This window comes from Allobosea sp. Leaf344 (genome assembly GCF_001426225.1).
Lineage (GTDB): Bacteria > Pseudomonadota > Alphaproteobacteria > Rhizobiales > Beijerinckiaceae > Allobosea.
In genome coordinates, this window is sequence record NZ_LMRT01000016.1 from 164901 (window position 1) to 189989 (window position 25089).

Consider the following 25089-nt stretch of genomic DNA (forward strand, 5'->3'; position numbering starts at 1 on the left):
TGACGGTAAACGCGTCATTGCGAGGAGGCGTAGGCGACGAAGCAACGCAAGGGGCCGTAGAGCTCTACGATGCTGGGTTGCTTCGCTGGGCTCGCAAGGACGGATGGCCGTCATTGCGAGGAGGCGCAGCCGACGAAGCAACCCAGGGGGACGTCGCGCTCTAAGAGCTGGGTTGCGTCGCTGCGCTCGCAATGACGGTAAACGCGTCATTGCGAGGAGGCGTAGGCGACGAAGCAACCCAAGGGGCCGTAGAGCTCTACGATGCTGGGTTGCTTCGCTACGCTCGCAATGACGGTGGCCGTCATTGCGAGGAGGCGCAGCCGACGAAGCAACCTAGGGGGTGTCGCGCTCTACGATGCTGGGTTGCTTCGCTACGCTCGCAATGACAGGACACGCGTCATTGCGAGGAGGCGCAGCCGACGAAGCAACCTAGGTAGGCGTAAAGCTCTACGAGCTGGGTGGCTTCGCTACGCTCGCAATGACGGCCACAGCGTCATTGCGAGGAGGCGCAGCCGACGAAGCAACCCAGGGGGGCGTCGCGCTCTACGATCTGGTTTGCTTCGCTGCGCTCGCAATGACGGATGGCCGTCATTGCGAGGAGGCGCAGCCGACGAAGCAACTCAGGGGGACGTCGCGCTCNCGGCGGAACACAGCGTCATTGCGAGGAGGCGCAGCCGACGAAGCAACCTAGGGGGCCGTAGCGCTCTACGATGCTGGGTTGCTTCGCTGCGCTCGCAAGGACGGGACACCGCGTCATTGCGAGGAGGCGTAGGCGACGAAGCAACCCAGGGGGTCGTAGAGCTCAACGAGCTGGGTTGCTTCGCTTCGCCCGCAATGACGGAACACGCGTCATTGCGAGGAGGCGCAGCCGAGGAAGCAACCTAGGGGGTCGTCGCGCTCTACGATCTAGGTTGCTTCGCTACGCTCGCAATGACGGCGCTGCGCTCGCAATGACGGTGAAGCGCTCGCACGGCGAAGCGCTCGCCGTCACGGCGCATCAATCCAGCCAGGTCGTGAAGGCTTCCACCGGCTCGCGCTCCGGGACCAGCCGGTTGGCGGGTGCGTCGGGGTCGGCATGGCCGATGGCGATGCCGCAGACGATGATCTCGCCGTCGGGGATGGCGAGCTCGCGCCGCACCACCGGGTGGAAGCGGGCGAAGATCGCCTGCGGGCAGGAGTTCAGCCCGTGGCCCTGCGCGGCGATCAAAATGCTCTGCACGAACATGCCGAGATCGAGCCAGGAGCCGATCTCGAGATCGCGGTCGATCGTCACCATCAGCGCCACAGGCGCGTCGAAGAAGCGAAGATTGGCGGCGGTCTGCCGCTTCATCCCCGCGACATCGCCCTTCTGGACGCCGAGCAGCCCGTAGAGATCCCAGCCGACCTTGCGGCGGCGCGACTGGTAGGGCTCGCGGAAGGTCTCGGGATAATAGCGATATTCCTCCGCCGCCGGCAGATCGGGGCTGTCGAGTGCGGCGAGCAGCGCCGGCTCCAGCCGCGCCCGCGCCTGCGGGCCGATCACCCTGACGCGCCAGGGCTGCATATTGGTCCCGCTCGGCGCTTGCGCGGCCACCTCCAGCAGGTGGCGCAGCAGCGCCAGATCGACTGGAATGGGCAGGAAAGCCCGGACGGCGCGCCGGCTGGTGATGGCGCGGTCGACGGCTTGCGCCTCGGTCACTAGCTTTCTCCTCGACGGGTCGCTGGGAACGGGCCTGCCACAGCCAGGATCAGGCGGATTTGCGTGCCTCGACAAAGGCCGCATGCTCCGCCACCAGCCCGCCCGACAGCGCCTTGGCGATCAGCGCGCGGGTGTTGGCGAGGCCGTAGATCGCGGCGAAAGAGCCGAATCGCGGCCCCTGATCCTCGCCGAACATCACCTGGTAGATCGCCTTCCACCAGTCGCCGGAGACGCCGGGGCGCTCGGGCGTGGCGTTCTTGGCGGCGAGGTTCTGGTAGCGCGGGATGGCGCGGGCGACGTCCAGCGCAGCGTCCTGCACCATTTCGGCGCTCGCATCCTCGGGCAGGGCCGCGAGTGCCGCGTCGAGGGCGGTGAAGGCCGCCGTTTCGGTCTCGTCGGCGAGACGATATTTCTTTGCCGGCTTAACGAAGTCTCGGAAATAGGCGATGGCGTAGCCGACCAGCGCATCGAGACGCGGATGCGTCGCGGGCGAGATCGAGGGCGCATAGCGCTGCAGGAAGGCCCAGAGTACTGCCTTGTCCTCGGAATTGGCGACGGCGACGAGGTTCATCAGCAGGCCGAAGCTGATCTGCGTCCTGACCGCGTTCTCGCCCCCGCCGGCGGCGACGAGCTCCGGCTGCGGCGGCTGGCCGGAATGGATGTGCCAGACCGGGTTCCCTAGCCGGTTCTTCCAATCCTGCCGGTCATAGCCGCCGAGCGCCTGGAGATATTCGTCGACGGCGCGCGGGATCACGTCGAAATGCAGCTTCTTCGCCTCGCGCGGCCGCTGGAACATGAACAGCGCCAGGCTCTCGGGGCTGGCATAGATCAGCCATTCGTCGATGGTCAGGCCATTGCCCTTCGACTTCGAGATCTTCTGGCCCTGCTCGTCGAGGAAGAGCTCGTAATTGAAGCCTTCCGGCGGCTGTGCGTCGAGGGCGCGGACGATCGCCGAGGAAACCTTCACGGAGTCGATCAGGTCCTTGCCCGCCATCTCGTAATCGACGCCGAGCGCGACCCAGCGCATCGCCCAATCCGGCTTCCATTGCAACTTGGCATGGCCGCCGGTCACCGGGGTGGTGAAGCGCTCGCCGGTGGCGGGATCGGACCAGGTGATCGTGCCGGCGGCGACATCGCGCGCCTCGATCGGCACCTGCATCACCACGCGCGTCCTGGGGTGGATCGGCAGGAAGGGCGAATAGGTCGCGGCGCGCTCCTCGCGCAGCGTCGCGATCATGATCTCCATCACCGCGTCGTAGCGCGACAGGATCTTCAGGAGCGTCGCGTCGAATTCCCCGGCGCGATAGCTGTCGGTCGAGGATTTGAACTCGTAGTCGAAGCCGAAATGGTCGAGGAAGGCGCGCAGCCGCGCATTATTGTGCCGGCCGAAGGATTCATGCGTGCCGAACGGGTCCGGCACCTCGGTCAGCGGCTTGCCGAGATGGGGGAGCAGCAGCTCCTTGTTGGGGATGTTGTCGGGCACCTTGCGCAGCCCGTCCATATCGTCGGAGAAGGCGACCAGCCGCGTCGGCACGCTGTCGCCGGTCAGCACGCGGAAGGCATGGCGCACCATCGAGGTGCGCGCCACTTCGCCGAAAGTGCCGATATGCGGCAGGCCAGACGGGCCGTAGCCGGTCTCGAAGAGCACCTCTTTCTTACCGGTCCTCTCGATCCGAGCCACGAGTTTGCGCGCTTCCTCGAACGGCCAGGCGGCCGAACGCTGGGCGGCGTCAACCAGAGCGGGGTCGAAAGCGGTCACGGGGGCGGTCCTCTCCGGGGTGATCGTGCAGGCAGCCACGGGCTTTCGCAGATTGTTGGAGCCGGCGTCAATGCGCTGGGCAGGGATGGGCCATCCGATGCGCGCGGTTGCCGCGATGCCGCAGGCGTATAGGCTGGTTTGCAACAGATTTGTCACAAGGACGACGGTTTTGGATCAAGCGCTTCACGACAAGCTCACCGCCTGGCGCCGGCATCTCCACGCCCATCCGGAGCTGTCGCTCCAGGAGGAGAAGACGAGCGCCTTCATCCGCGAGAAGCTGACGGAGCTCGGCGTGCCCTTCACCGCCGGCATCGGCGGGAACGGCGTGGTGGCGACATTGCGCCGTGGCGCCTCCGACCGGTCGGTCGGGCTGCGTGCCGATATGGACGCGCTGCCGATCCAGGAAGCCAACGACCTGCCCTATGCCTCCTCGACGCCGAGGGTGATGCATGCCTGCGGCCATGATGGGCATACGGTCTCGCTGCTCGGCGCGGCGGCGCTGCTGGCGGCCGATGACAGCTGGAGCGGCACGGTGCAGCTGTTGTTCCAGCCCTCGGAGGAGAATGGCGCCGGGGCGCGGGCGATGATCGCCGACGGGCTGTTCGAGCGCTTCCCGATGGAGCGCGTCTTCGGCTTCCATAATTGGCCGGGGCTCGAGGCCGGCACCGTGGCGGTGCATCACGGGCCGGTCATGGCCGAGCCGGGGCGCTTCATGGTGTCGCTGCACGGCACGGCCGGGCATGCCGCCAAGCCGGACCTGACGCGCGATCCGATCGTCGCCATGGGGCATCTGATCGTCGCACTGCAGACCATCGTCGCGCGCAATGTCGATCCGCTCGACAGCGCGGTGGTCTCGATCGGTATGATCAATGGCGGGCTGGCGCCCAACCAGATCCCGACCAGCGTCGCGATCCAGGGCACCTTCCGCACCTATCGGCCGGAGATCCGCGACCGGGTGCTTCAGCGCATCAGCGACATCGCCCATGGCGTCGCCGGCACCTTCGAGATGAAGGCGGAGGTGGAGTTCGTGCGCGGCGGGCTGGCGACGATCAATACCGAGCTGGAGGAGGAAGTCTCCGTCGCGGCCGCCAAGGCCGCCGGGCTGCCGGTGCGCCGGGATATCCGGCCGAGCACGGCGGGCGAGGATTTCACCTATTTCCTGCAGCATCGCCCGGGCGCCTATGTCTGGATCGGCAACGGGCCGGTGCGCGACGGCGGCGAGCTGCATAATGACCGCTATGACTTCAACGACGCGATCCTGCCCGCCACGGCCGGCTGGATGGCGGCGGTCGCGAAACAGGCGCTGGCCGGCGAGTTGAGCAATGGCTAGGCCGCGGCCGCCGGTTCAGAACGGGCTGACCGGGAAGAAGCGGAGATAGAGCCTGGCATAGGTGCCGTCGTCCCAGAGCGTCTGCAGCGCATAATCCAGGCTGCGTTTCAGCGCCGGGTCGTCCTTGCGCAGGAGGAAGGCGACGCCCTCGCCGAAATAGGCGCTCTCCAGAAAGGGGCCGCCGGTGAAGGCGAGGTCGACGCCGGATTCCGACGCCAGCAGCAGGGCCAGCGCCACGCCGTCGGCGAAGACGAATTCGGCTTCGCCGCTGCGCAGCGCCGCGAGCGCCCCGGCCAGCGTGCCCGCCTCGCGCCGCTGCACGAAGGGCATGAACCGCTCGAGAAACGCCTGATGGGCGGTGCCGCCGACGACCGCGACGCGCTTGCCGTTCAGCGACACCGGATCGAGCTGCGCCGTCGCATTGCCCCGCGTGGTGGCGAAGCGCGCGGGACTGCGGAAATACAGCGTGCTGGCGGCGAAGCGGCTGCGCAGCGCCGGGGTCAGGCTGAGCGCCGCCGCCACCACGTCGCCGCGCGCCTCGGCGAGCGAATCGGCGAGGGTGTCGAAGCGCCGTGCCTGGATGGTGCAGGTCCAGCTCATCTTCTCGCAAATGGCGCGGGCGAGCTCGACGGAAAAACCGGTCAGGCCGCCATCGGGCCCGGCGAAATGTAGCGGCGGGTATTCGTCGTCGGTGAGGAAGCGGACGAGGCGCGGCGGGCCGGGCTCCGGCTTCTCCAGCCGGATGCGCGGATCCCAGAAGCTCGGCACCGTCGCGCCGGATTGGGCGACGGCCTGGGCGAAACCCATCGAACAGGCGAGCCCGATCCAGCAGGCGAAGGTGACGGCGCGCATCATCGGCCTATCTGCCGGCAGCTCGGCTGCGTGATCAAGAGGCGCGGCGACAGTGCCCCCCAATCGTAACCTACAGTGGGCCTCCGGCTCAGCCGGCCAGCCCCCGGGCTGTGGCCTTGGCGCCCTGGTCGAACAGAGCGGCGAGGTGGCGCGTCACCGGCCCGGTGAAACGCGCTTCGCCGGGCAGATCCCGGCCGAAAATGCTCTCGATGCCGAGAAGCGCCCGGCTCAGCGCCTCTGCATCGTGGCCGGCCCGGGCCGCGATCTCGGCATAGGTCGCGGCCAGAGGGTCGCGGATGTCGATCGCCGTCCCCGCCTCGTCCCGGCCCGAGACATAGCGCATCCAGGCCGCGATCCCGAGCGCGAGGTGATCGATCGGCGCGCCGGCCTGCAGCCGATCCCGAATCGCCCCGAGCAGGCGCTGCGGCAGCTTCTGCGAGCCGTCCATGGCGATCTGCCAGGTCCGGTGGCGGATCGCCGGGTTCTGGAAGCGCGCGAGCAGGGCTTCGGCATAGGCGGCGAGCGACACGCCCTGCGGCGCCGGCACGGTCGGGATCACCTCGCGCCAGAGACCTTCCAGGAAGCGCGCGAAGACGGCATCGCCGCTGGCCTGCGCCACGGTCTCATGGCCGGCGAGATAGCCGAGATAGGCGAGGCTGGAATGCGCGCCGTTGAGCATGCGCAGCTTCATGAACTCGAAGGGCTCGACCTCCGAGACCATCTGCGCGCCGACCGCGTCCCAGGCGGGGCGGCCATCGGCGAAGACGTCCTCGATCGCCCATTGCCGGAAGGGCTCGCCGACCACGGGGGCCGCGTCGTGCAGGCCGAGCAGGCCCTCGACCTCGGCGATGTCGGCCTCCGTCGTCGCGGGGACGATGCGGTCGACCATGGTGGCGGGAAAGGCGCCGTTGCTCTCGATCCATGCGGCGAGACCATCATCGGAGAGGGAGGCGAAGTCGCGCACCAGCCCGCGCAGCACCCGGCCATTGGAAGGAAGATTGTCGCAGGACAGCGCGGTGAAGGCGCCGAGCCCCGCCGCGCGCCGCGCCTTCAGCCCGGCGACGATCAGGCCGATGGCCGAGCGCGGCGCCGCGGGGTTCGCGAGGTCATGGACGATGTCCGGATGATCCGCCCTGAGCCGGCCGGTGGCGGGGTCATGGCAATAGCCCTTCTCGGTGACGGTGAGGGAGACGATCCGCGTTTCGGCCGAGGCGAGCCGGGCGACCAGCGCTGCCGGGTCCTCCGGCGCGACCATGACGCCGCGCAGGCAGCCGATCAGCCGCAGCTCCGGCCCCTGCGGCGCGCGCTTCAGGAAGGTGTAGAGCCCGTCCTGGGGGGCGAGCCGGTCGCGCTGGTCGGGGCGCTGCAGGCTGGCGCCGACGATGCCCCAGGGGCCGAAACCCTGCTCCAGCGCATCCTCGGTGTAGTCGCAGAGATGGGCGCGGGCGAAGGCGCCGAGCCCGAGATGGACGATGCCCGGACTCAGCGCCCGGCGCTCATAGCCGAAGCGGCGGATCGCGGCCGGCAGGGCCGGGAGGGCGGAATCGGAGAGTCTCGTCACCGGAACATGCTCGGCAGCCAGAGGGAGAAGGCGGGGATATAGGTGACGAGCAGCAGCACCGCGACGCTCGCCCCGTAGAACGGCCAGATCGTGCGCATGCTCTCGGAGATCGAGACCTTGCCGATGGCGCAGGCGACGAACTGCACCGAGCCGACCGGCGGCGTGTTGAGCCCGATGCCGGCATTAAGGATGAGGATGACGCCGAAATGCACGGGATCGATGCCGATGGCCTTGACCACCGGCAGGAAGATCGGCGTGCAGATGATGATCATCGGCGCCATGTCCATGAAGGTGCCCAGGATCAGCAGGATCAGGTTGATCAGCAGCAGGATGACCAGCGGGTTGTCCGAGATCGACTGCATCAGCTGGATCGTCGCCGCCGGCACCTGCAGAAAGGCCATCAGCCAGCCGAAGGAGCTCGCGGCGCCGATCACCAGCAGCACCATCGCCGTGGTGCGAACCGCGCCGAGTGTGGCGTGCATGAAGCCCCGGAAATCAAGGCCGCGATAGACGAAGACCGTGATCAGCAGCGCGTAGATCACCGCCACGCAGGAGCTCTCGGTCGCGGTGAAGACGCCGGAGCGGACGCCGCCGAAGATGATGCCGATCAGGGCGATGCCGGGCAGCGCCGCGACGAAGAAGCGCGCGACCGCGAGCAGGCCGGGGAAGGGATCGGCGGGATAGCCGCGCCGCACCGCCACCGCCCAGGCCGCGATCATCAGCGCGACGCAGAGCATCAGCCCGGGAAGCACGCCGGCGGTGAAGAGATCGGCGATCGAGATGGTGCCGCCCGCCGCCAGCGAATAGATGATCATGTTGTGCGAGGGCGGGATCAACAGCGCGATGATCGCGGCGTTGGCGGTCACGTTGACGGCGTAATCGGCCGCATAGCCGCGCTTGACCATCTGCGGGATCATGATGCCGCCGACCGCCGACGCATCGGCGACGGCCGAGCCGGAGATCCCGCCGAACAGCGTGCAGGTGATGACGTTGACCTGGCCGAGCCCGCCGCGGAGATGCCCGACCAGCGAGGCCGCGAACTGGATCAGCCGGTCGGCGATGCCGCCACGGATCATCAGATCGCCGGAATAGATGAAGAAAGGGATCGCCAGCATGGCGAAGGCGTTCATGCCGGTCGACATCTGCTGGAACACGACCACGGGCGGAATGCCCATATAGAGCACCGTCGCCATCGAGGAGAGGCCGAGGCAGAAGGCGACGGGCACGCCCATCAGCAGCAGGCAGCTGAAGGAGATGAAGAGAATGCCGATGGCCATCGGATCAGGCCTCCCTGCCGAGGCCGTTGGCGCCGAGCGGCATCGGCTCCAAGGTCTGGTTGGTGAAGAACAGGAGCAGCTTCTCGAGCGAGAACAGCGCGATCAGCGTTCCGCCGGCGATGATCGGGACATAGTCCCAGCCCTTGGAGATGCCGATCATCGGCAGGCGGTCGCTCCAGACCTTCGCCGCCAATTCGCTGCCGAACCACACCATGGCGATGGCGAACAGCATCACCAGCGTCTCGTTGGCGATGACGAGCGCCGCCTTCCAGCGTCCGCGCGTATAATGCAGCCCGACATCGAAGCCCATGTGATCGAGCTCGCGCACCCCGACCGAGCCGCCGAGCAGAATGAACCAGAGCATCAGGAACAGCGAGACCGGCTCTCCCCAGGTCGGCGTCGCGTTCAGGATGTAGCGCCCGAACACGGTCCAGGCGACGATGGCGGTCATCGCGACCAGTCCGATTCCGGCCGCGACGAGCGCGATGAGACTGAGCCGCGCATTGATATGCGACAGCAGCCTGGCGAGACCTGTCATGGGGTGTCCTGGCGTTGCGGCGAGAGCAGAACGGGCGGCGGAGGATGCCGCCGCCCGCGAGGGAGGGGCCGTTACTTCACGGCCTGGATCTTGGCGACGAGGTCCTTCAACGCCGCATCGGTGACGAATTTGTCGTAGACCGGCTTCATCGCATCGATGAAGGGCTGCTTCTCGACCGTGTTGATCACCGCGCCGCCGGCCTTGACCTTGGCTTCGGAGGCCTTCTCACGGGCGTCCCAGAGCTCGCGCATCTTCGCGACCGACTCTTTCGCGGCGGTCTTCATGATCTCCTGGTCTTCCTTGGAGAGCTTGTCGAAGCTGCGCTTGGACATGACCAGCACTTCCGGCGAGAGCGAATGCTCGGTCAGCGAGTAATATTTCGAGACCTCGTAATGCTTCGTCGATTCGAAGGACGGCCAATTGTTCTCGGCCCCGTCGATCACGCCGGTCTGCAGCGCGGAATAGACCTCGCCGAAGGCCATCGGGGTGGCGTTCGCGCCCAGAGCCGAGACCAAAGCGACGAACATGTCGGATTGCTGGACGCGGATCTTGAGGCCCTTCATGTCGGCGGGCGTGTTGATCGGCCGCTTCGAGTTGTAGAAGGAGCGCGAGCCGGAATCGTAGAAGGCCAGCCCCACCAGATCGTGCTTCTCGAATTCCTTGAGGATGCCGTCGCCGATCGGCCCGTCCATGACCGTGCGCATATGGGCGACGGAGCGGAAGATGAAGGGCAGGGACGGCACGTTCGTCGCGGGGATCAGATTGTTGAACGGCGCCATGTTGATGCGGTTCAGATCGATCACGCCGAAGCGGGTCTGCTCGATCGTGTCCTTCTCGTTGCCGAGCTGGGCCGAGTGGAAGACGTTGATCTTGATGCGGCCCTTGGTCCGCTCCTCGAGCAGCTTGCTGATATGGCGCACCGCTTCGACGGTGGGGTAGTCGGTCGGGTGGATGTCGGTGGAGCGCAGGACGGTCTGCGCCCCCGCGGCTGTGGCCATCGCGAAGAAGGCGACGCCGGCCAGCGCGGCGAAACTGCGTTTGGTGATGCTCATCTTGGTTCTCCCTGTGTGAGCCGGGTTTTTCCGGTCGTTCTTGTCCCGCGATGGGAGCTGCTGCGGCACCGGCCGCAGCAGCGGTCTCAGCTCCCTGCCATGCACCGTCCGATGCGCGTCAGAGAAACTCCTTCCGCATCGGCGTGAAGGAGTCGATCAGTTGCCCGGCCTCCCGCGCCACGACGCCGTGGACGAGATTGGCGGGCACGAAGAAGGTATCGCCCGCCTTCAACGTGCTGGTGACGCCGTCGATGGTGACGTCGAACAGGCCGGATTCGACATAGCAGGCCTGGCGATGCGGATGCTGGTGCGGCTTGCCGACCGCGCCTGCCTCGAACATCACGCGCACGATCATCAGGTCCTCGCCATAGGCCATGATCTTGCGGCGGACGCCGGGCTCCGTCGGCTCCCAGTCGAGCTCCGCGGCATGCTGGAAGAAGGAATTGAGGTGATCGGTCATCGCGCGAGCCAGCCTCCGTCGACGGGGATGATGGCGCCATGCATGTAGGCCGCGGCGTCGCTCGCGAGGAAGACGGCCGCCCCGCCGATATCGGAGGGCTTGCCCCAGCGGCCGGCGGGAATGCGGGCGAGGATCGCGCTGTTGCGGTCGGGATCCTCGCGCAGCGCCTGGGTATTGTTGCTCTCGATATAGCCGGGCGCGATCGCGTTCACATTGATGCCCTTCGCCGCCCATTCGCAGGCCAGGAGCTTGGTCAGCCCGGCGAGCCCGCTCTTGCTGGCGGTGTAGGATGCGACGCGGATGCCGCCCTGGAAGGACAGGAGCGAGGCGATGTTGACGATGCGCCCGCCGCGCTGCCGCGCCAGGGCGGCCTTGGCGAAGGCCTGGGCCAGGAAGAAGCCGGCCTTGAGGTTGACGTTCATCACCTCGTCCCAATCCGCCTCGCCGAAGTCGAGCGCATCGGCGCGGCGGATGATGCCGGCATTGTTGATCAGGATGTCGAGCGGGCCGACCAGGGCCTGTGCCTCCTCGATGGCCCGTGCCGCGGCACCGTCCTGCTGCAGGTCGACGCCCAGCGCCTGCGCCTTGCCGCCGGAGCCTTCGATCAGCGCCAGCGTCTCGCTCATCCCGGAGCGACCGGCGGCGACGACCGTCGCGCCGGCCTCCGCCAGGGCCAGCGCGATGCCCTGGCCGATGCCAGTATTGGCGCCGGTGACGAGGGCGGTGCGGCCCGTGAGGTCGAAGGGCGAGGGCGTACGCATCAGCGCAGCATCTCGACGGGGGCCGGGTCCATATCGGTGAACTCGACATTGTCGCCGGCCATGGCCCAGACGAAAGCGTAATTCGAGGTGCCGCAGCCGCAATGGATCGACCAGTTCGGCGAGATCACGGCCTGTTCGTTGGCGACCAGGAGATGGCGCGTCTGCGTCGGCTCGCCCATGAAATGGAAGACGCGATGGGCCGGGTCGAGGTTGAAGTAGAGATAGGCCTCCATCCGCCGGGTATGGGTGTGGCAGGGCATGGAATTCCAGACCGAGCCCGGCTCCAGCGCCGTCATGCCCATCACCAGCTGGTTGGTGCCGGTGCTGTTGGGCATGATGTACTGCCGGATGGTGCGCTTGTTCGAGGTCTCTGCCGCGCCGAGATGCAGGGTGTTGGCGTCGGTTTGGCGGATGAGCTGGTGCGGGGCCTCGCGATGGGCGGGCGCGCTGGTCAGGTAGAATTTCGCGGGGTTGGCCGCATCGGCGCTGGCGAAGACGACCTCCTTGGCGCCGAGGCCGACATAGAGCGCGTCGAGCTGCGGCAGTGCGAAGGCCTCGCCATCGATGGTGACCGTGCCGGCGCCGCCGATATTGATCACGCCGAGCTCGCGCCGCGCCATGAAGAAGGGTGTGCCGGTCGGCGCATAGGGCGGCAGCGTGACCGGCCCGGCCAGAGGCATGGCGCCGCCGACGACCATGCGGTCGTAATGGCTGTAGGTCAGGGCGATCTCGCCCGGCATGAAGATCCGCTCGATCAGGAAATCCTCGCGCAGCGCCTCGCTGTCGTAGCGGCGGACATCGCGGGGATGGGCGGCCTGGCGTTCGTCGATCGCGGTCATGGTGTCAGAAATCTCTCTGTTCGATCATGGCGTCGGCCGGGGCGGGGCACGGCTCGGAGGTCCGGCCGGTCATGCCTCGTGGCCGAGGGGGATTACGGAGCCGGCTCACAGCCTGTAGGCCTCCTTGGCCAGGCGGTAGGCGAGGTCATGGGCGAGCTCGGCCGCCTCGTCCTCGTCCAGCCGGTGTTCGGCGACGAGCCTGGCGAGATAGGTGCAGTCGCAGCGGCGGGCGACGTCATGCCGGGCGGGAATCGAGAGATAGGCGCGGGTGTCGTCGTTGAAGCCCACCGTGTTGTAGAAGCCCGCGGTTTCCGTGGTCAGCTCGCGGAAGCGCAGCATCGCTTCCGGCGCATCGAGGAACCACCAGCCCGGCCCGAGCTTCAGCGCGGGGTAATGCCCCGCTAGCGGCGCCAGCTCGCGCGAATAGCTGGTCTCGTCCAGAGTGAAGGCGATCACCGTGAGCTTCGGCTCGTTGCCGACCGCATCGAGCAGCGGCTTGAGCGCCGTGACGTAATCGGTCTGGCGCGGGATATCGGCGCCCATGTCGCGCCCGAAATCGGCGAAGAGCCGGGCATTGTGGTTGCGGAAGGAGCCGGGGTGGATCTGCAGCACGAGCCCGTCATCCAGGCTCATCTTCGCCATTTCCGTCAGCATCTGCCCGCGGAACAGATCCGCCTCGGCGGGTGTCGCCTCGCCCTTGACCACCACTTCGAACAGGGCCTGGCGCTCGGCGGGAGCGAGATTGGCGGTGCGCGCCGTGGCATGGCCATGGTCCGACGAGGTGGCGCCACGCTGGATGAAATAGGCCCGGCGCTTGCGATGGGCTTCGAGATAGCCCTGCCAGGTGAAGACATCCTCGCCGGTCAGCGCGCCGAGCGCTTTGAGATTGTCGAGGAAGCCTTCGAATTCCGGGTCGACGACGCTGTCTGGCCGATAGGCGGTGACGACCTTGCCGCCCCAGCCGGAGGCGGCGATCATGTCATGCCATTTGAGATCGTCCAGCGCGCCCTCGGTGGTGGCGATGGCCTCGATGTTGAAGCGTTCGAACAGGGCACGCGGACGGAACTCCGGCGCCTCCAGCTTCTCGGCGATGCGGTCATAGATCGCATCGGCATTGACCGCGGTCAGGCGCTCCTCGATCCCGAACATGCTCGAGGCGGCGTGTTCGAACCAGAGCCTTGTCGGCGTGCCGCGGAAGAGGTGCCAATGCCTGGCGAAGACGCGCCAGATCGCGCGCGGGTCGGTCTCCACAGTGCCGCCGTCGCGGCGCGCGATGCCGAGCTCCTCCAGCCTGACGCCCTGGGAATAGAGCATTCGGAAGATGTAATGGTCCGGCTTGACGAAGAGGGTCGCGGGATCGGGAAAGGCCGCGTTCTCGGCGAACCAGCGCGGGTCGGTATGGCCATGGGGCGAGATGATCGGGAGATCGCGCACCGCACCGTAGAGCCTGCGCGCGATGCCGCGCGTCTGAGGCTCGGCCGGGAAGAGGCGATCATCGTTCAGCAGCATCTCGCGATCTCCGCATGCCCGAGCGGCCGGCTCGGCGGGCGTTTCGAATATACTAATATACTAGTCTGTCAAACGCGTCCGTGCTAGCGCTTCTTTCGACGCTGCCGCGCCGCGGCGGATGAGGAGGGACCTGTGGCTGCGGGAGAGATGATCGAGGCTCCGGCATTGCCGGGCGAGCGTCAGCGGCCGGAGCGCCGGGCGCAGCGCCCCGGCCCTGTCGCGGCGCGTTCGACCGCGGCCTCGCTGGTGCAAGACGCACTGCGCCGCGCGATCCTGTCCATGCAGATCGCGCCGGGTGCGGCGCTGGTCGAGAAGGATCTGACGGCCCGGTTCGGGCTCAGCCGGACACCGGTGCGCGAGGCGCTGATCAAGCTGAAGGAAGAGGGTCTGGTCGAGATCTTCCCGCAGGCCGGGACTTTCGTGGCCCGCATCCCGGTCGCGGCGATTCCCGAGGCCGTCTTCATCCGGCAGGCGCTGGAATGCGCCACCGTGCAGCTGCTGGCGGACCGGGCGGATGTTGAGGCGATCGACCGGCTCGACCAGATCATCGCCCGCCAGCACGAGGCCTTCGAACTCCAGGATCAGGAAACCTTCCACGCCGCCGACGAGGATTTCCACGAGGAGCTGGCTTCGCTCGCCGGCTATCCCGGGGTCTGGAAACTCGCTCAGGCGGCCAAGAGCCAGATCGACCGCTGCCGGCGCATGACCTTGCCGGTGCCCGGCCGGATGGCGATGGTGATCGCCGAGCATCTCTCGATCGTCGATGCGCTGCGGCGGCGGGACGGCGAGGCGGCGGTCGCCGCCATGCGCAAGCATCTCGGCACCTTGCTGCCCGATCTCGTCGATCTCCAGGCCAAGCATCCCGCCTTTTTCGTCTGAGCGGCCTTTCCCGGCGCGCGGATTGCAAGCAGGTTGGCACCTGACCAATGCCGCTTCGCCTGCATCCGCCCGGGAGATCACGCCGCCATGACCGACCTCGCCGACCTCTCCGCCACCGAGCTCCTGTCCGCCTATGGCACGCGCAGCCTCTCCCCGGTCGAGGTGACGCAGGCCGTGATCGCGCGGATCGCGGCCTGGGAACCCAGGCTCTGCGCGCTCTGGGCCTATGAGCCGGAGGCGGCGCTCGCGGCGGCGCGGGCCTCCGAGACGCGCTGGATGAAGGGGGAGGCGCTGGCGCTCGACGGCGTCCCCGGCACAATCAAGGAGAATATCGCGGTCGCGGGGCTGGCGATGCCGCTCGGCACCGCCGCGCGCGATCTGACGCCGATGGCGCAGGATGCGCCGCCGACGGCCCGGCTGGCGGAAGCCGGCTTCATCAGGTTGGCGGCGACGACCATGCCGGATTACGGCATGCTCTCCTCCGGCCTCTCCAGCTTCCACAAACTCGCCCGCAATCCCTGGGATCTCGCTAAGAACCCGGGCGGCTCCTCGTCGGGCGCGGGCGCGGCGGGCGCAGCCGGCTATGGTCCCCTGCATCTCGGCACGGATATCGGCGGCTCGATCCGCCTGCCGGCGGGCTGGTGCGGGCTCGTCGGCCTCAAGCCCAGCTTCGGGCGGGTGCCGATCGACCCGCCCTATTATGGTCGCGCCGCCGGGCCGATGACGCGCAGCGTCGGCGACGCCGCGCTGATGATGCGCGAGCTGTCGCGTCCGGATGCGCGCGACGGCATGAGCCTGCCGCCGCAGGCGATCGACTGGCTCGACCTCGCGCTCGATCCGCGCGGGCTGCGCATCGGCTTGCAGCGCGAGGCCGGTATCGGGCTTCCCGTCGCCCCCGAGGTCGCGCAGGCGATCGAGACGGCGGCCCGCGCCTTCGCCGATGCCGGCGCCACCATCGAGGAGGCGCCGCCCGTCCTGACGCGCGAGATGCTGAACGGGCTCGATGATTTCTGGCGCCAGCGGGCCTGGGCCGATATCGGCGCGCTGCCGGCCGAGAAACAGGCGCTGATCCTGCCCTATATCTTCGCCTGGGCGAAGGGCGGCGAGGCGCTCAGCGGCTTGCGGGTCTATCGCGGCATGAGCCAGATGATCGCGATCCGCGACGCGGCGCTGAAGCAGGGCGCGCCGTTCGACTTCGTGATCTCGCCGGTGGCACCGGTGCCGAGCTATCCGGCCGAGCTCGCCTCTCCGATCGACGATCCCGCCCGGCCATTCGAACATATCGGCTTCACCCTGCCGGCCAACATGTCCGACCAGCCCTCGATCGCCGTTCCGGCCGCGATGACGGCGACCGGCCTGCCGATCGGCCTGCAGATCACCGGCCGGCGCTTCGACGATCTCGGCGTGCTGCGGCTGGCGCACCTCTGGGAGCGCCTGCGCGGCCCGCTGCCGCCCTACCCGAAACCGGACGCCTGAGCGGACGCCGCGCGGGCGACGGGGGCCGGGTACCGGGTTCGCCCTTGCGCCGCGGCGGGCCATCGCGCGGATCGGGCGGCGCGAACCGGCCCGGGAGGGTCCGGGAGCGCAGCGACCGAGCCCGGTGGCAGCGCTCCCCCATCCCGCTGCGTCGCGCCCCCGCGCATGGCCGCGAGAGGCGCCGGCAAGGCCGAGCAGCCTCACCAGCTGTAGCGCAGCGCCGCCTTCCCGCCGAGGCTGCGGCTGTTCCTGGCGAACTCGCCGTCGAAGGTGGCGGCGAGCGTCATCCCCTTGCCGAGCTTCAGCTCGGCGGCGGCGCTGGTGCGCAGGGCGTTGCGGTCCGGGCCTGCGCCGCGCACCAGGAAGGTGGCGCCGGGCAGGGCCTGGAAGGTGGCCGTGGCGCTCGATCTGGTGTTGGAATTGGCGACCCAGGCGGCGGAGCCGCGCAGTGTCAGGCCCATGCCGGCGAGGCCGACCTCGCGCTCCACGCGCAGGCCGAGCTCGCTGCGCAGCCGGGTCGTGTCCTTGCCGGCGAAGCTCAGCGCGAAGGTGCCCGGGCCGGTCAGCGCCGTCTCGCGATAGCCCGGCAGCGAGAGCAGGCTGAGCTGCGCCGCCGCGAAGGGGGTCAGGCTCAGACCGGCGATGCGGATGTTGTGGCCGGCCTCGATCCGTCCGGCATAGGCATTGGCGTTGAAACGGCCCTGGAGATGCTCGGATGTCGAGAGGGTGCGGTCGGTGGTGACGTCCTGCCAGGCATAGGCCGCCGAGGCGTTGAGATAGCTCGCCCCGAACTGCCGCCGCAGGAACAGCCCGGCCTGGAACAGGTCCGAGGAGCCCGAGCCCAGCCTGTAGATGTTGAAGTTGGTGGCTCCGCCACCCAGCCCGAAGCCCAAAGTCATCTCGGGCGAGACCCGGTAATCGGCGCCGGCCGCGGCGCCGAAGACGCGGTTGGTGGTGGCGGCGGTGCCGGCGCCGACCGTGGCGCCATATTGCTCGACGCCGCCGAAGCCGCTGCCCCAGACGCTCCAGCGCCAGAGATCGGGATCGGGCGTGATCATCGTCTGGCGCACAGGAAGGTCCCGGGCCTGGCCCTTGGCGGAGGTATAGGAGGCAAAGCCGGAGGGGCCGGAGGCGAGGGAGACGCCGCGCTCGCCCGGAAGGCCGTCGGTCAGGGTCCCCATGAACTGGGTGAGCGCGGCCGAGCTGTTGGTCTGCACCGCGGCGGCGGGCTCGCCCGCGATCTGGCTCAGCCCCAGGGTCGTGAGCGAGCCGAACACCATCGGGATGCCGCCCCTGCGCTCGAAATAGCCGGTGAGAGCGTTGGCGGCGCTGCTCTGATTGGGGTTCAGGCCGCGATTGACGATGACGGGGTTGCCGGGGGTCGTCGGCGTGGCGGCGGCCGGCGTGAAATCGAGCGTCAGATCGAGGAACACGTTGTTCGGATCGTAGCTCAGCGCGGATTTGAAGCCGGCCGGCAGGTTGCTGTCGACCTTCTGGCCGAAGACGCCGCTGACCCCGCCCGCGGCGCTGAGGATCCCATATTGCTTGGCGACATAGGTGCCCGGCTGGAAGCTGGTCGCGACCTTGGCGCCGCCGAGCGTGGCCCTGCCCGCGACATCGACGCGGTCGGATGCGATCGGCGAGACCTCGACCGCATAGGTCGAGGCGGCGGTGAAGGAGAGGTCGCCCTTGACCGTCAGGGTGCCGATGGAATTGCCCGGCGCCAGGATGCCGCCCGTGATCCGCGTCGAACCGACCTTGCCGGATCCGCCCAACAGGCCGCCCTCCGCGACCGATACGGCGCTCGCCTCCAGCGAGCTGTTGACCATCAGCGCCCCGCCGGTGACGGAGGTGGTCCCGGCAAAGCGGGCGCCGTCTCCGACGAAGACGGTCGTTCCCGCCTGCTGCAAGATGCGGCCCTGATCGCCGCTCAGCGTCTGATCGAAGCGGAAGGATTTGCTGGTGTGGTTGAACAGCAGCGTCGCGTCGCCGGCGCCGAATTTGATGCCGTTCCTGGCATCGATCGTGCCGGGCGCCGCCGGGGCATCGCCGAGCCCGCCACCGATGGCGAGAACGCCTTTGGCGACCCGGGATGATGCGATCTCGATGAAATTCGCCGTCATCAGCGTCGCGCCGTTGCGGACGGTCACTTTGCCGTCGCCGTTGAAGCCGACGCGCATATTGCCGGCGAAGCCCGGGCGCGCCAGAACCTCGAAGCGGCTTCCGGCATCGGTCAGCAGCAGCTCGCCGAAGGAGCCGACATCGACGCCGACGGCTCCGGTATGGGCGACGACGTTCGCGCCATCGGCGACGGTCAGGCGACCAAAGCCGACACGGCCGTTGCCATCGCCGCCGACATAGACGTTGAGACCGTTCTGCCACACGGTGCCCTTGCCCGTGACGGTCATGTTGGCCCAGGTCGTGCCCTCGCCACCGACATAGCCACCATCATCGACCAGCCTCGCGCCGCCCGACACCGTGACCGTGCCCTGATTGGCGCTGAGCCAGCCAGCGGCGCCAGCCCAGTCGGCCGGCGGCGTCGTGGTCCTGGTGCCGATGTCGACCAGGGTGCCCAGCCCGTCGATCGTCAGCGTCCCGCCGGCTCCCATCTGGAGACTGCCGTCTTCCGTCGTCAGCTTCGCCCCGTCCTTGACCGTGAGCGAGCCGATGCCGGCGAGGCCGAGCTGGATCCAATATTTGCTGCTCCAGCTGGTGAAGTTTCCTTCGACGACGACCACGCCCGTGCCCGATTGGTCGCCGATCACGGTCGCGCCGGCCGTCATCCTGGAGCTGTTCGAGACGCCCAAGGTGCCGCCGCCGATGACGGACAATCTGTCCGCGAAACCGGCGCCGGTAGTGAGGCGGGGCATGTTGTGACTACGCCCATCGATCGTCACCACATCGAGCGCGGACGGAACGTTTCCCGTCCAGTTCAAGCTGTCGCGCCAGTTGGAATCGCTGGCGCCGGTCCATGTCTCGTCGGCGCTCGCCGGTTGCGTGAGGGCCGATGTCGAGATCAGGCACCAGGCGATCGCGGAGAGGGGGCGCCATGAATTGCGCCTGCCGGCCGGCCTCGCGAGCCTGGCGCCGAAGGGGGTGCAGGGGTCGATCGTGATGGTCATGACGTCCTCGAGCCGAAACTTTACGATTCCTGACCGAAGGTCATCACAGCAACAAAATGTCGTCCAGCCCGGTCAAATTTAAAACTAGGGACGTTGCGAAAATGCATCGCCATGAATCGTACCGTCGTGGCGGCGGTTCTAAAAAACTTTATTTCTGAAAATGTCCGGATAAATTGGCTAATCTGCAGAGACACAACTTTACCGGCAGGAGTTCACTATTGAATTATAGATCAAGTTAGGTGAACTATGCCGTTTCCGACCTGACGCCGATCTGCACTACCGGCGGCGATGGAGCGGGATCAAGGCTATGGCCGGAGACTCGCGCTGGTGCGGAAGCCCGCCGGCGCGGCGGATCAGGGCGGATCGTCGGAGTGGGCTCGGGTGCGATCAGCGTCCGGCGCGGGGATGCGCGGCGTCATAGGCCGCCATCAGCCGGCTCGAATCGATGCGGGTATAGATCTGCGTGGTCGACAGCGAGGCGTGACCGAGCAGCTCCTGGATGGCGCGGAGATCGCCGCCGCGGCCGAGCAGATGCGTCGCGAAGGAATGGCGCAGGCTGTGCGGCGTCGCGCTGGAAGGCAGGCCGAGCGCGCCCCGCAGGCCCTCCACCGCGAGCTGGATGATCCGCGGCGAGAGCGGACCGCCCTTGACCCCGAGGAACAGCGGCCCTTCCGGGGCGAGGCGCCAGGGGCAGAGCGCGAGATAGGTCGCGATGGCTTCGACGACGACCGGCAGGACCGGGACCATCCGGGTCTTGCTGCCCTTGCCGATGACGGTCAGCGTGTCGGATGCCGATCGCGGCGCCTGAGCGCGGGTCAGCGACAGCGCCTCCGAGATGCGCAGGCCGCTGCCATAGAGCAGCGCCAGCACCGCGGCGTCGCGGGCCAGCACCCAGGCCTCGCGCTCCTCGCCGGCGCGGATCTCCGTCCGCGTCACCGCCCGTGCGGCCGCGGCGTCGAGCGGGCGGGGCAGGGTCTTGCCGAGGCGCGGGCCGCGCGTGGCGGCGAAGGCCGCCGCCTTCAGCACGCCGCGGCGCTCGCCGAAGCGGGCGAAGGAGCGCAGGGCGGCCAGCTGGCGCATCAGCGTGCGGTTGCCGACGCCGCCGCGCCGTCGCTCGGCCAGGAAGGCGCGCAGGTCGATCGGCTTCAGCGCCGCGAGATCGGCGAGCGTGGACTTCCCCTCGAGCGAGGTCTCGAGGAAGGCCGTGAACTGGTCGAGATCGCGCCGATAGGCTTCCAGCGTCTTGGGCGACAGCCGGCGTTCGCTCCCGAGATGGACGAGCCACTCCCGGCAAAGCGTCTCGACATCGCTCATGGAACCCATCCTCCGGTCGGCCTGGCGGAGCCTGGCATGGAGCTTCGCACTCCTGCCTTAACAGCCCGCGAATCGATGCTAGAGACACGCCATGGATGCGCAGGACCCACAGGCCGGGCAGGCCGGCACAGCCGATGTGCTGATCCCGCTCGCGCTCGACCAGGCCTATAGCTACGCGATCCCGGCCGGGATGCTGCTCAGGCCGGGCGATGTCGTGCAGGTGCCGCTGGGCCCGCGGGAAACCGTCGGCGTGGTCTGGGCGCTGGGCGAGGGGCCGGGGGGCAATCTCAAGCGCGTCGCCGCCAAACTCGACCTGCCGCCGCTCGATCAGGCGCTGATGAAGCTGGTCGACTGGGTCGCCTGGTATACGCTGGCGGCCAAGGGCTCGGTGCTGGCGCTGGCGCTGCGGCGCCCGCCGGAGGACGGTCCCGAGCGGCCGAAGCTCGGGGTGCGGCTGGTCGGCCCGCCGCCGGCGCGGATGACGCCGGCCCGGGCCCGCGCCATCGCCGCGGCGGAGGGGCAGCTGCTGATCGCCAAGCCGGCCCTCGCCGAGGCCGCCGCGGTCAGCACCGCCGTGATCGACGCGCTCGTCGATGCCGGGACCTTCGCCGTCGAGCCGCTGCCGCGCGAGGCGGTGGCCGCGCTGCCGGACCCGGATTTCGCCCGGCCGGTCCTCTCGGAGGCGCAGCAGAGCGCCGCGACGGCGCTCGTCGCCAGCGTCGCGGCGCGGGCCTATGGCGTCACTCTGCTGGAAGGCGTCACCGGCTCGGGCAAGACGGAGGTCTATTTCGAGGCCGTGGCCGAGGCGATCAGGCTCGGCCGGCAGAGCCTGATCCTGATGCCGGAGATCGCGCTGACGGCGCAGTTCATCGATCGCTTCGAGGCGCGCTTCGGCGTGCGGCCGGGGCTCTGGCATTCGGCGGTGACCGGCCGCCGGCGCGAACGGCTGCAGGCGGCGATCGCCGCCGGGGAGGCGCGCGTCGTCGCCGGTGCCCGTTCCGCCCTGTTCCTGCCCTATCGCGATCTCGGACTGATCATCGTCGACGAGGAGCACGAGGCCGCCTACAAGCAGGAGGACGGTGTCGCCTATCACGCCCGCGACATGGCGGTGGTGCGCGGGCGCATCGAGAACGCGCCGGTGATCCTGACCTCCGCCACCCCCTCGCTCGAGACGCGGGTCAATGCCGAGCGCGGGCGCTACACCCATCTCCGGCTGCCGGAGCGCTTCGGCGGGCGCAGCCTGCCGCAGCTCGGCGTGGTCGACCTCCGGCAGGACAAGCCCGAGCGCGGGCGCTGGCTGTCCGCCGCGCTGGTCAAGGCGATCCAGGACAATCTGGATGCCGGCGAGCAGTCGCTGCTGTTCCTGAACCGGCGCGGCTATGCGCCGCTGACCCTGTGCCGCGATTGCGGCCATCGCTTCCAATGCCCGAACTGCTCGGCCTGGCTGGTCGACCATCGCTTCCGCCGGGCGCTGGTCTGCCATCATTGCGGCCATGTCGAACGGCGCCCGCATGAATGCCCGCAATGCCATGCGCAGGAGAGCCTGGCGGCGTGCGGGCCGGGGGTGGAGCGGCTGGCCGAGGAGGTCGCGACCCTGTTCCCGCAGGCGCGCGGCATCGTGCTGTCGAGCGATTTTCCCGGCGGGACGGAGCGGCTGAAGCAGGAGTTGATGGCGGTCGCCGCCGGCGAATTCGACATCGTCATCGGCACGCAGCTCGTCGCCAAGGGGCATAATTTCCCGGGCATGACGCTGGTCGGGGTGATCGACGCCGATCTCGGCCTGACCTCGGGCGATCCGCGGGCGGCGGAGCGCACCTTCCAGGTGCTGCGGCAGGTGACCGGGCGGGCCGGGCGCGGCGAGCGGCCGGGCCGGGCCCTGCTCCAGACGCATGACCCCACGCATCCCGTGCTGAAGGCGCTGATCTCGGGCGATCCAGAGCGGTTTTATGCCGCAGAGACCGCGGCGCGCGAAGCGGCCGGCCTGCCGCCTTTCGGCCGGCTGGCGGCGCTGATCGTCTCCGCCGCCACCCAGGCGGAGGCGGAGGGGCATGCGCGGGCACTCGCCCGATGCGCCGAGGCGCCCGAAGGAATCTACGTGCTGGGACCGGCGGAAGCGCCGCTGGCCGTGCTGCGGGGCCGCCATCGCATGCGGCTGATCGTGAAAACCGGGCGGGAGGTCAATCTGCAGGATTATCTCCGCGCCTGGCTGAAGCGCGCCGGCAAACCGAAGGGCTCGGTGCGCGTCGCGGTGGACGTCGATCCCCAGAGCTTCCTGTGATCGCGGCCGCCTTTCTCGCAGTTGCACAGAGCGCCCGGCCGGCATCGGCGGACTCCGGTTGCGCCCCTCCAAAACGCATGCTAGGGCACCCCGCATTCATGGTGGGTGTGAGCGTCAGCGCTGATAATCCGCCAGTTCGACACATCGCAACGCCGGGACGATGCACTCCGCCCTCGCCAGAGGGTCGCCGGGGCGGTCCTTTGAAACGAGAGACGTGACGCGTGGCTGAAGGCGGATCGCAGGATCGGACACTGGTTTCGGGCGTCGCAGGGCGTTACGCGACCGCGCTTTTCGAACTGGCGAGCGAGGCGAACGCCATCGACGCCGTCGCCGCCGATCTCGCGCGGTTTACGGCCGCGGCGGCCGAGAGCGCCGATCTGCGCCGGCTGATCGAGAGCCCGGCCTTCTCGGCCGAGGACCAGGTCAAGGCGATCAGGGCCGTCCTCGCCAATCTCGGCATTTCCGGCATCGCCGGCAATTTCATCGGCCTCGTCGCCAGCAAGCGTCGCCTCTTCGCGCTGCCGGGGATGATCCAGGGCTTCAAGAACCTCGTCGCCGAGGCCAGGGGCATCGTCAGCGCCGAGGTCACCGTGGCCGAGGCGCCGTCCGCCCAGCGGGTCGAGGAGATCCGCGCCGCGCTGAAGAGCGTCGCCGGCAAGGATGTCGACGTCGCGATCAAGGTCGATCCGGCGTTGATCGGCGGGCTCGTCGTCAAGATGGGCTCCCGCATGGTCGACGCCTCGCTGAAAACCAAACTCAATTCAATTCGTCTTGCCATGAAAGAGGTCGGCTGATGGAAATCCGCCCCGCTGAAATCTCCGCGATCCTGAAGGCCCAGATCTCCAGCTTCGGGTCTGAAGCCTCGGTCACCGAAGTCGGCCAGGTCCTGTCCGTCGGTGACGGCATCGCCCGCGTCTACGGCCTCGACAAGGTCCAGGCCGGCGAGATGGTCGAGTTCGAGAACGGTGTGCGCGGCATGGCGCTCAATCTCGAATCCGACAATGTCGGCGTCGTCATCTTCGGCTCCGACCGCGAGATCATGGAAGGCCAGACGGTCAAGCGCACCGGCGCGATCGTCGACGTTCCTGTCGGCAAGGAGCTGCTCGGCCGCGTCGTCGACGCGCTCGGCAACCCGATCGACGGCAAGGGCCCGATCAAGGCGACGCAGCGCGCCCGCGTCGACGTCAAGGCGCCCGGCATCATCCCGCGCAAATCGGTGCATGAGCCGATGGCGACGGGGCTGAAGGCGATCGACGCGCTGATCCCGATCGGCCGCGGCCAGCGCGAGCTGATCATCGGCGACCGCCAGACCGGCAAGACCGCCGTGGCGCTCGACACGATCCTGAACCAGAAGGCGATCAACGAAGGCACGGACGAGAGCCAGAAGCTCTATTGCGTCTATGTCGCGATCGGCCAGAAGCGCTCCACCGTCGCCCAGTTCGTGAAGGTGCTCGAGGAGCGCGGCGCGCTGGAATATTCGATCATCATCGCCGCCACCGCCTCGGATGCGGCGCCGATGCAGTTCCTGGCGCCCTTCGCCGGCTGCGCCATGGGCGAGTATTTCCGCGACAACGGCATGCATGCCGTGATCATCTACGACGATCTGTCGAAGCAGGCCGTCGCCTATCGCCAGATGTCGCTGCTGCTGCGCCGCCCGCCGGGCCGCGAGGCCTATCCCGGCGACGTGTTCTATCTCCACTCCCGCCTGCTCGAGCGCGCTGCGAAGATGGGTGAGGATGCCGGTCTCGGCTCGCTGACGGCGCTGCCGGTCATCGAGACCCAGGCCAACGACGTCTCGGCCTATATCCCGACCAACGTGATCTCGATCACCGACGGCCAGATCTTCCTCGAGACCGACCTGTTCTACCAGGGCATCCGTCCCGCCGTGAACGTCGGCCTGTCGGTGTCGCGCGTCGGCTCCGCCGCGCAGACCAAGGCGACGAAGAAGGTCGCCGGCAAGATCAAGGGCGAGCTCGCGCAGTATCGCGAGATGGCGGCCTTCGCGCAGTTCGGCTCGGATCTCGACGCGGTGACGCAGCGCCTGCTGAACCGCGGCGCCCGCCTCACCGAGCTGCTGAAGCAGGCGCAGTTCTCGCCGCTGAAGATGGAAGAGCAGACGGTCGTGATCTATGCCGGCGTCAACGGCTATCTCGATCCGCTCCCGGTCAACAAGGTCCGCGCCTTCGAGGACGGGCTGCTCGCGCTTGTGCGCGGCAAGCATGCCGACCTCCTGGCCGAGATCGCCCAGACGAAGGATCTTTCGGACGCCAATGCGGCGAAGCTGAAGGACATCGTCGCCGGCTACGCCAAGTCGTTCTCATAATCGTCATTGCGCGCGCGGCGAGGCCGAACGGCCCCGCCGCGTTCCTGCTCTGGATTGCTTCGTCGCTGCGCCTTTCGTCGT

At 68.4% G+C, this 25089-nt stretch carries 19 protein-coding genes; 6 read left to right on the forward strand and 13 right to left on the reverse strand.

Features of this window, described 5'->3' with window-relative positions; translation table 11 throughout:
* Positions 1-997 precede the first annotated feature (997 nt).
* Together ASG72_RS18970 and ASG72_RS18975 are read right to left on the reverse strand one after the other, a co-directional pair.
* Positions 998-1678: a nitroreductase gene (locus tag ASG72_RS18970; protein ID WP_056715966.1), complete on the reverse strand. Its 681-nt coding sequence runs from the start codon at positions 1676-1678 to the stop codon at positions 998-1000.
* A 49-nt stretch (positions 1679-1727) separates the two neighbouring features.
* Positions 1728-3437, reverse strand: a complete 1710-nt coding sequence (locus tag ASG72_RS18975; RefSeq protein ID WP_056715967.1) for a lysine--tRNA ligase — start codon at positions 3435-3437, stop codon at positions 1728-1730.
* Positions 3438-3606: 169 nt separating this feature from the next.
* On the opposite strand from ASG72_RS18975, the gene ASG72_RS18980 reads away from it, so the two are divergent.
* The gene (locus ASG72_RS18980) at positions 3607-4767 is read left to right on the forward strand and encodes an amidohydrolase (RefSeq protein ID WP_056715968.1); all 1161 of its coding nucleotides are present in this window, start codon (positions 3607-3609) and stop codon (positions 4765-4767) included.
* Between the two features lie 15 nt (positions 4768-4782).
* On the opposite strand, the gene ASG72_RS18985 is transcribed toward ASG72_RS18980, so the two are convergent.
* From ASG72_RS18985 to uxaC, 9 genes are all read right to left on the reverse strand, one after another.
* Entirely contained in the window at positions 4783-5622 is an 840-nt protein-coding gene (locus tag ASG72_RS18985) for a transporter substrate-binding domain-containing protein (protein WP_082540490.1), read from the reverse strand.
* A gap of 85 nt (positions 5623-5707) precedes the next feature.
* On the reverse strand, positions 5708-7180 hold the full coding sequence (locus tag ASG72_RS18990) for a mannitol dehydrogenase family protein (RefSeq protein WP_056715969.1): 1473 nt from the start codon (positions 7178-7180) through the stop codon (positions 5708-5710).
* Positions 7177-8457, reverse strand: coding sequence for a TRAP transporter large permease (locus ASG72_RS18995; protein WP_056715972.1), 1281 nt, complete (start codon positions 8455-8457; stop codon positions 7177-7179). Before ASG72_RS18995 ends, ASG72_RS18990 begins: the two co-directional genes overlap by 4 nt.
* Positions 8458-8461: 4 nt before the next feature.
* On the reverse strand, positions 8462-8995 hold the full coding sequence (locus tag ASG72_RS19000; protein WP_056715974.1) for a TRAP transporter small permease: 534 nt from the start codon (positions 8993-8995) through the stop codon (positions 8462-8464).
* A 71-nt stretch (positions 8996-9066) separates the two neighbouring features.
* Entirely contained in the window at positions 9067-10047 is a 981-nt protein-coding gene (locus ASG72_RS19005) for a TRAP transporter substrate-binding protein (RefSeq protein ID WP_056715977.1), read from the reverse strand.
* Between the two features lie 118 nt (positions 10048-10165).
* Positions 10166-10507, reverse strand: coding sequence for a cupin domain-containing protein (locus ASG72_RS19010; RefSeq protein WP_056715978.1), 342 nt, complete (start codon positions 10505-10507; stop codon positions 10166-10168).
* A complete protein-coding gene (kduD, locus tag ASG72_RS19015; protein ID WP_056715979.1) occupies positions 10504-11268 on the reverse strand; it encodes a 2-dehydro-3-deoxy-D-gluconate 5-dehydrogenase KduD in 765 nt (254 codons plus the stop codon). Before kduD ends, ASG72_RS19010 begins: the two co-directional genes overlap by 4 nt.
* Positions 11268-12107 carry a 5-dehydro-4-deoxy-D-glucuronate isomerase gene (gene kduI, locus ASG72_RS19020; RefSeq protein ID WP_056715980.1) on the reverse strand — a complete coding sequence of 280 codons (840 nt, stop codon included), beginning with the start codon at positions 12105-12107 and terminating at the stop codon, positions 11268-11270. Before kduI ends, kduD begins: the two co-directional genes overlap by 1 nt.
* A 105-nt stretch (positions 12108-12212) precedes the next feature.
* A complete protein-coding gene (uxaC, locus tag ASG72_RS19025; RefSeq protein WP_056715981.1) occupies positions 12213-13616 on the reverse strand; it encodes a glucuronate isomerase in 1404 nt (467 codons plus the stop codon).
* A 132-nt stretch (positions 13617-13748) separates the two neighbouring features.
* Here uxaC and ASG72_RS19030 point away from each other — a divergent pair, with 132 nt between their 5' ends.
* The gene (locus ASG72_RS19030; RefSeq protein ID WP_244488879.1) at positions 13749-14495 is read left to right on the forward strand and encodes a GntR family transcriptional regulator; all 747 of its coding nucleotides are present in this window, start codon (positions 13749-13751) and stop codon (positions 14493-14495) included.
* An 87-nt stretch (positions 14496-14582) separates the two neighbouring features.
* Complete coding sequence (locus ASG72_RS19035; protein ID WP_056715982.1) at positions 14583-15971, forward strand: amidase; 1389 nt, start codon at positions 14583-14585, stop codon at positions 15969-15971.
* A gap of 200 nt (positions 15972-16171) precedes the next feature.
* On the opposite strand, the gene ASG72_RS19040 is transcribed toward ASG72_RS19035, so the two are convergent.
* On the reverse strand, positions 16172-19093 hold the full coding sequence (locus tag ASG72_RS19040; RefSeq protein WP_056715983.1) for an autotransporter outer membrane beta-barrel domain-containing protein: 2922 nt from the start codon (positions 19091-19093) through the stop codon (positions 16172-16174).
* Between the two features lie 387 nt (positions 19094-19480).
* Positions 19481-20407, reverse strand: coding sequence for a tyrosine recombinase XerC (locus tag ASG72_RS19045; protein WP_348271609.1), 927 nt, complete (start codon positions 20405-20407; stop codon positions 19481-19483).
* A 91-nt stretch (positions 20408-20498) separates the two neighbouring features.
* On the opposite strand from ASG72_RS19045, the gene ASG72_RS19050 reads away from it, so the two are divergent.
* From ASG72_RS19050 to atpA, 3 genes are all read left to right on the forward strand, one after another.
* The gene (locus ASG72_RS19050) at positions 20499-22685 is read left to right on the forward strand and encodes a primosomal protein N' (protein WP_056715987.1); all 2187 of its coding nucleotides are present in this window, start codon (positions 20499-20501) and stop codon (positions 22683-22685) included.
* Positions 22686-22906: 221 nt separating this feature from the next.
* Positions 22907-23479, forward strand: coding sequence for a F0F1 ATP synthase subunit delta (locus tag ASG72_RS19055; RefSeq protein WP_056715990.1), 573 nt, complete (start codon positions 22907-22909; stop codon positions 23477-23479).
* Positions 23479-25008, forward strand: a complete 1530-nt coding sequence (atpA, locus tag ASG72_RS19060; protein WP_056715993.1) for a F0F1 ATP synthase subunit alpha — start codon at positions 23479-23481, stop codon at positions 25006-25008. Before ASG72_RS19055 ends, atpA begins: the two co-directional genes overlap by 1 nt.
* The last annotated feature ends 81 nt before the right edge of the window (positions 25009-25089 follow it).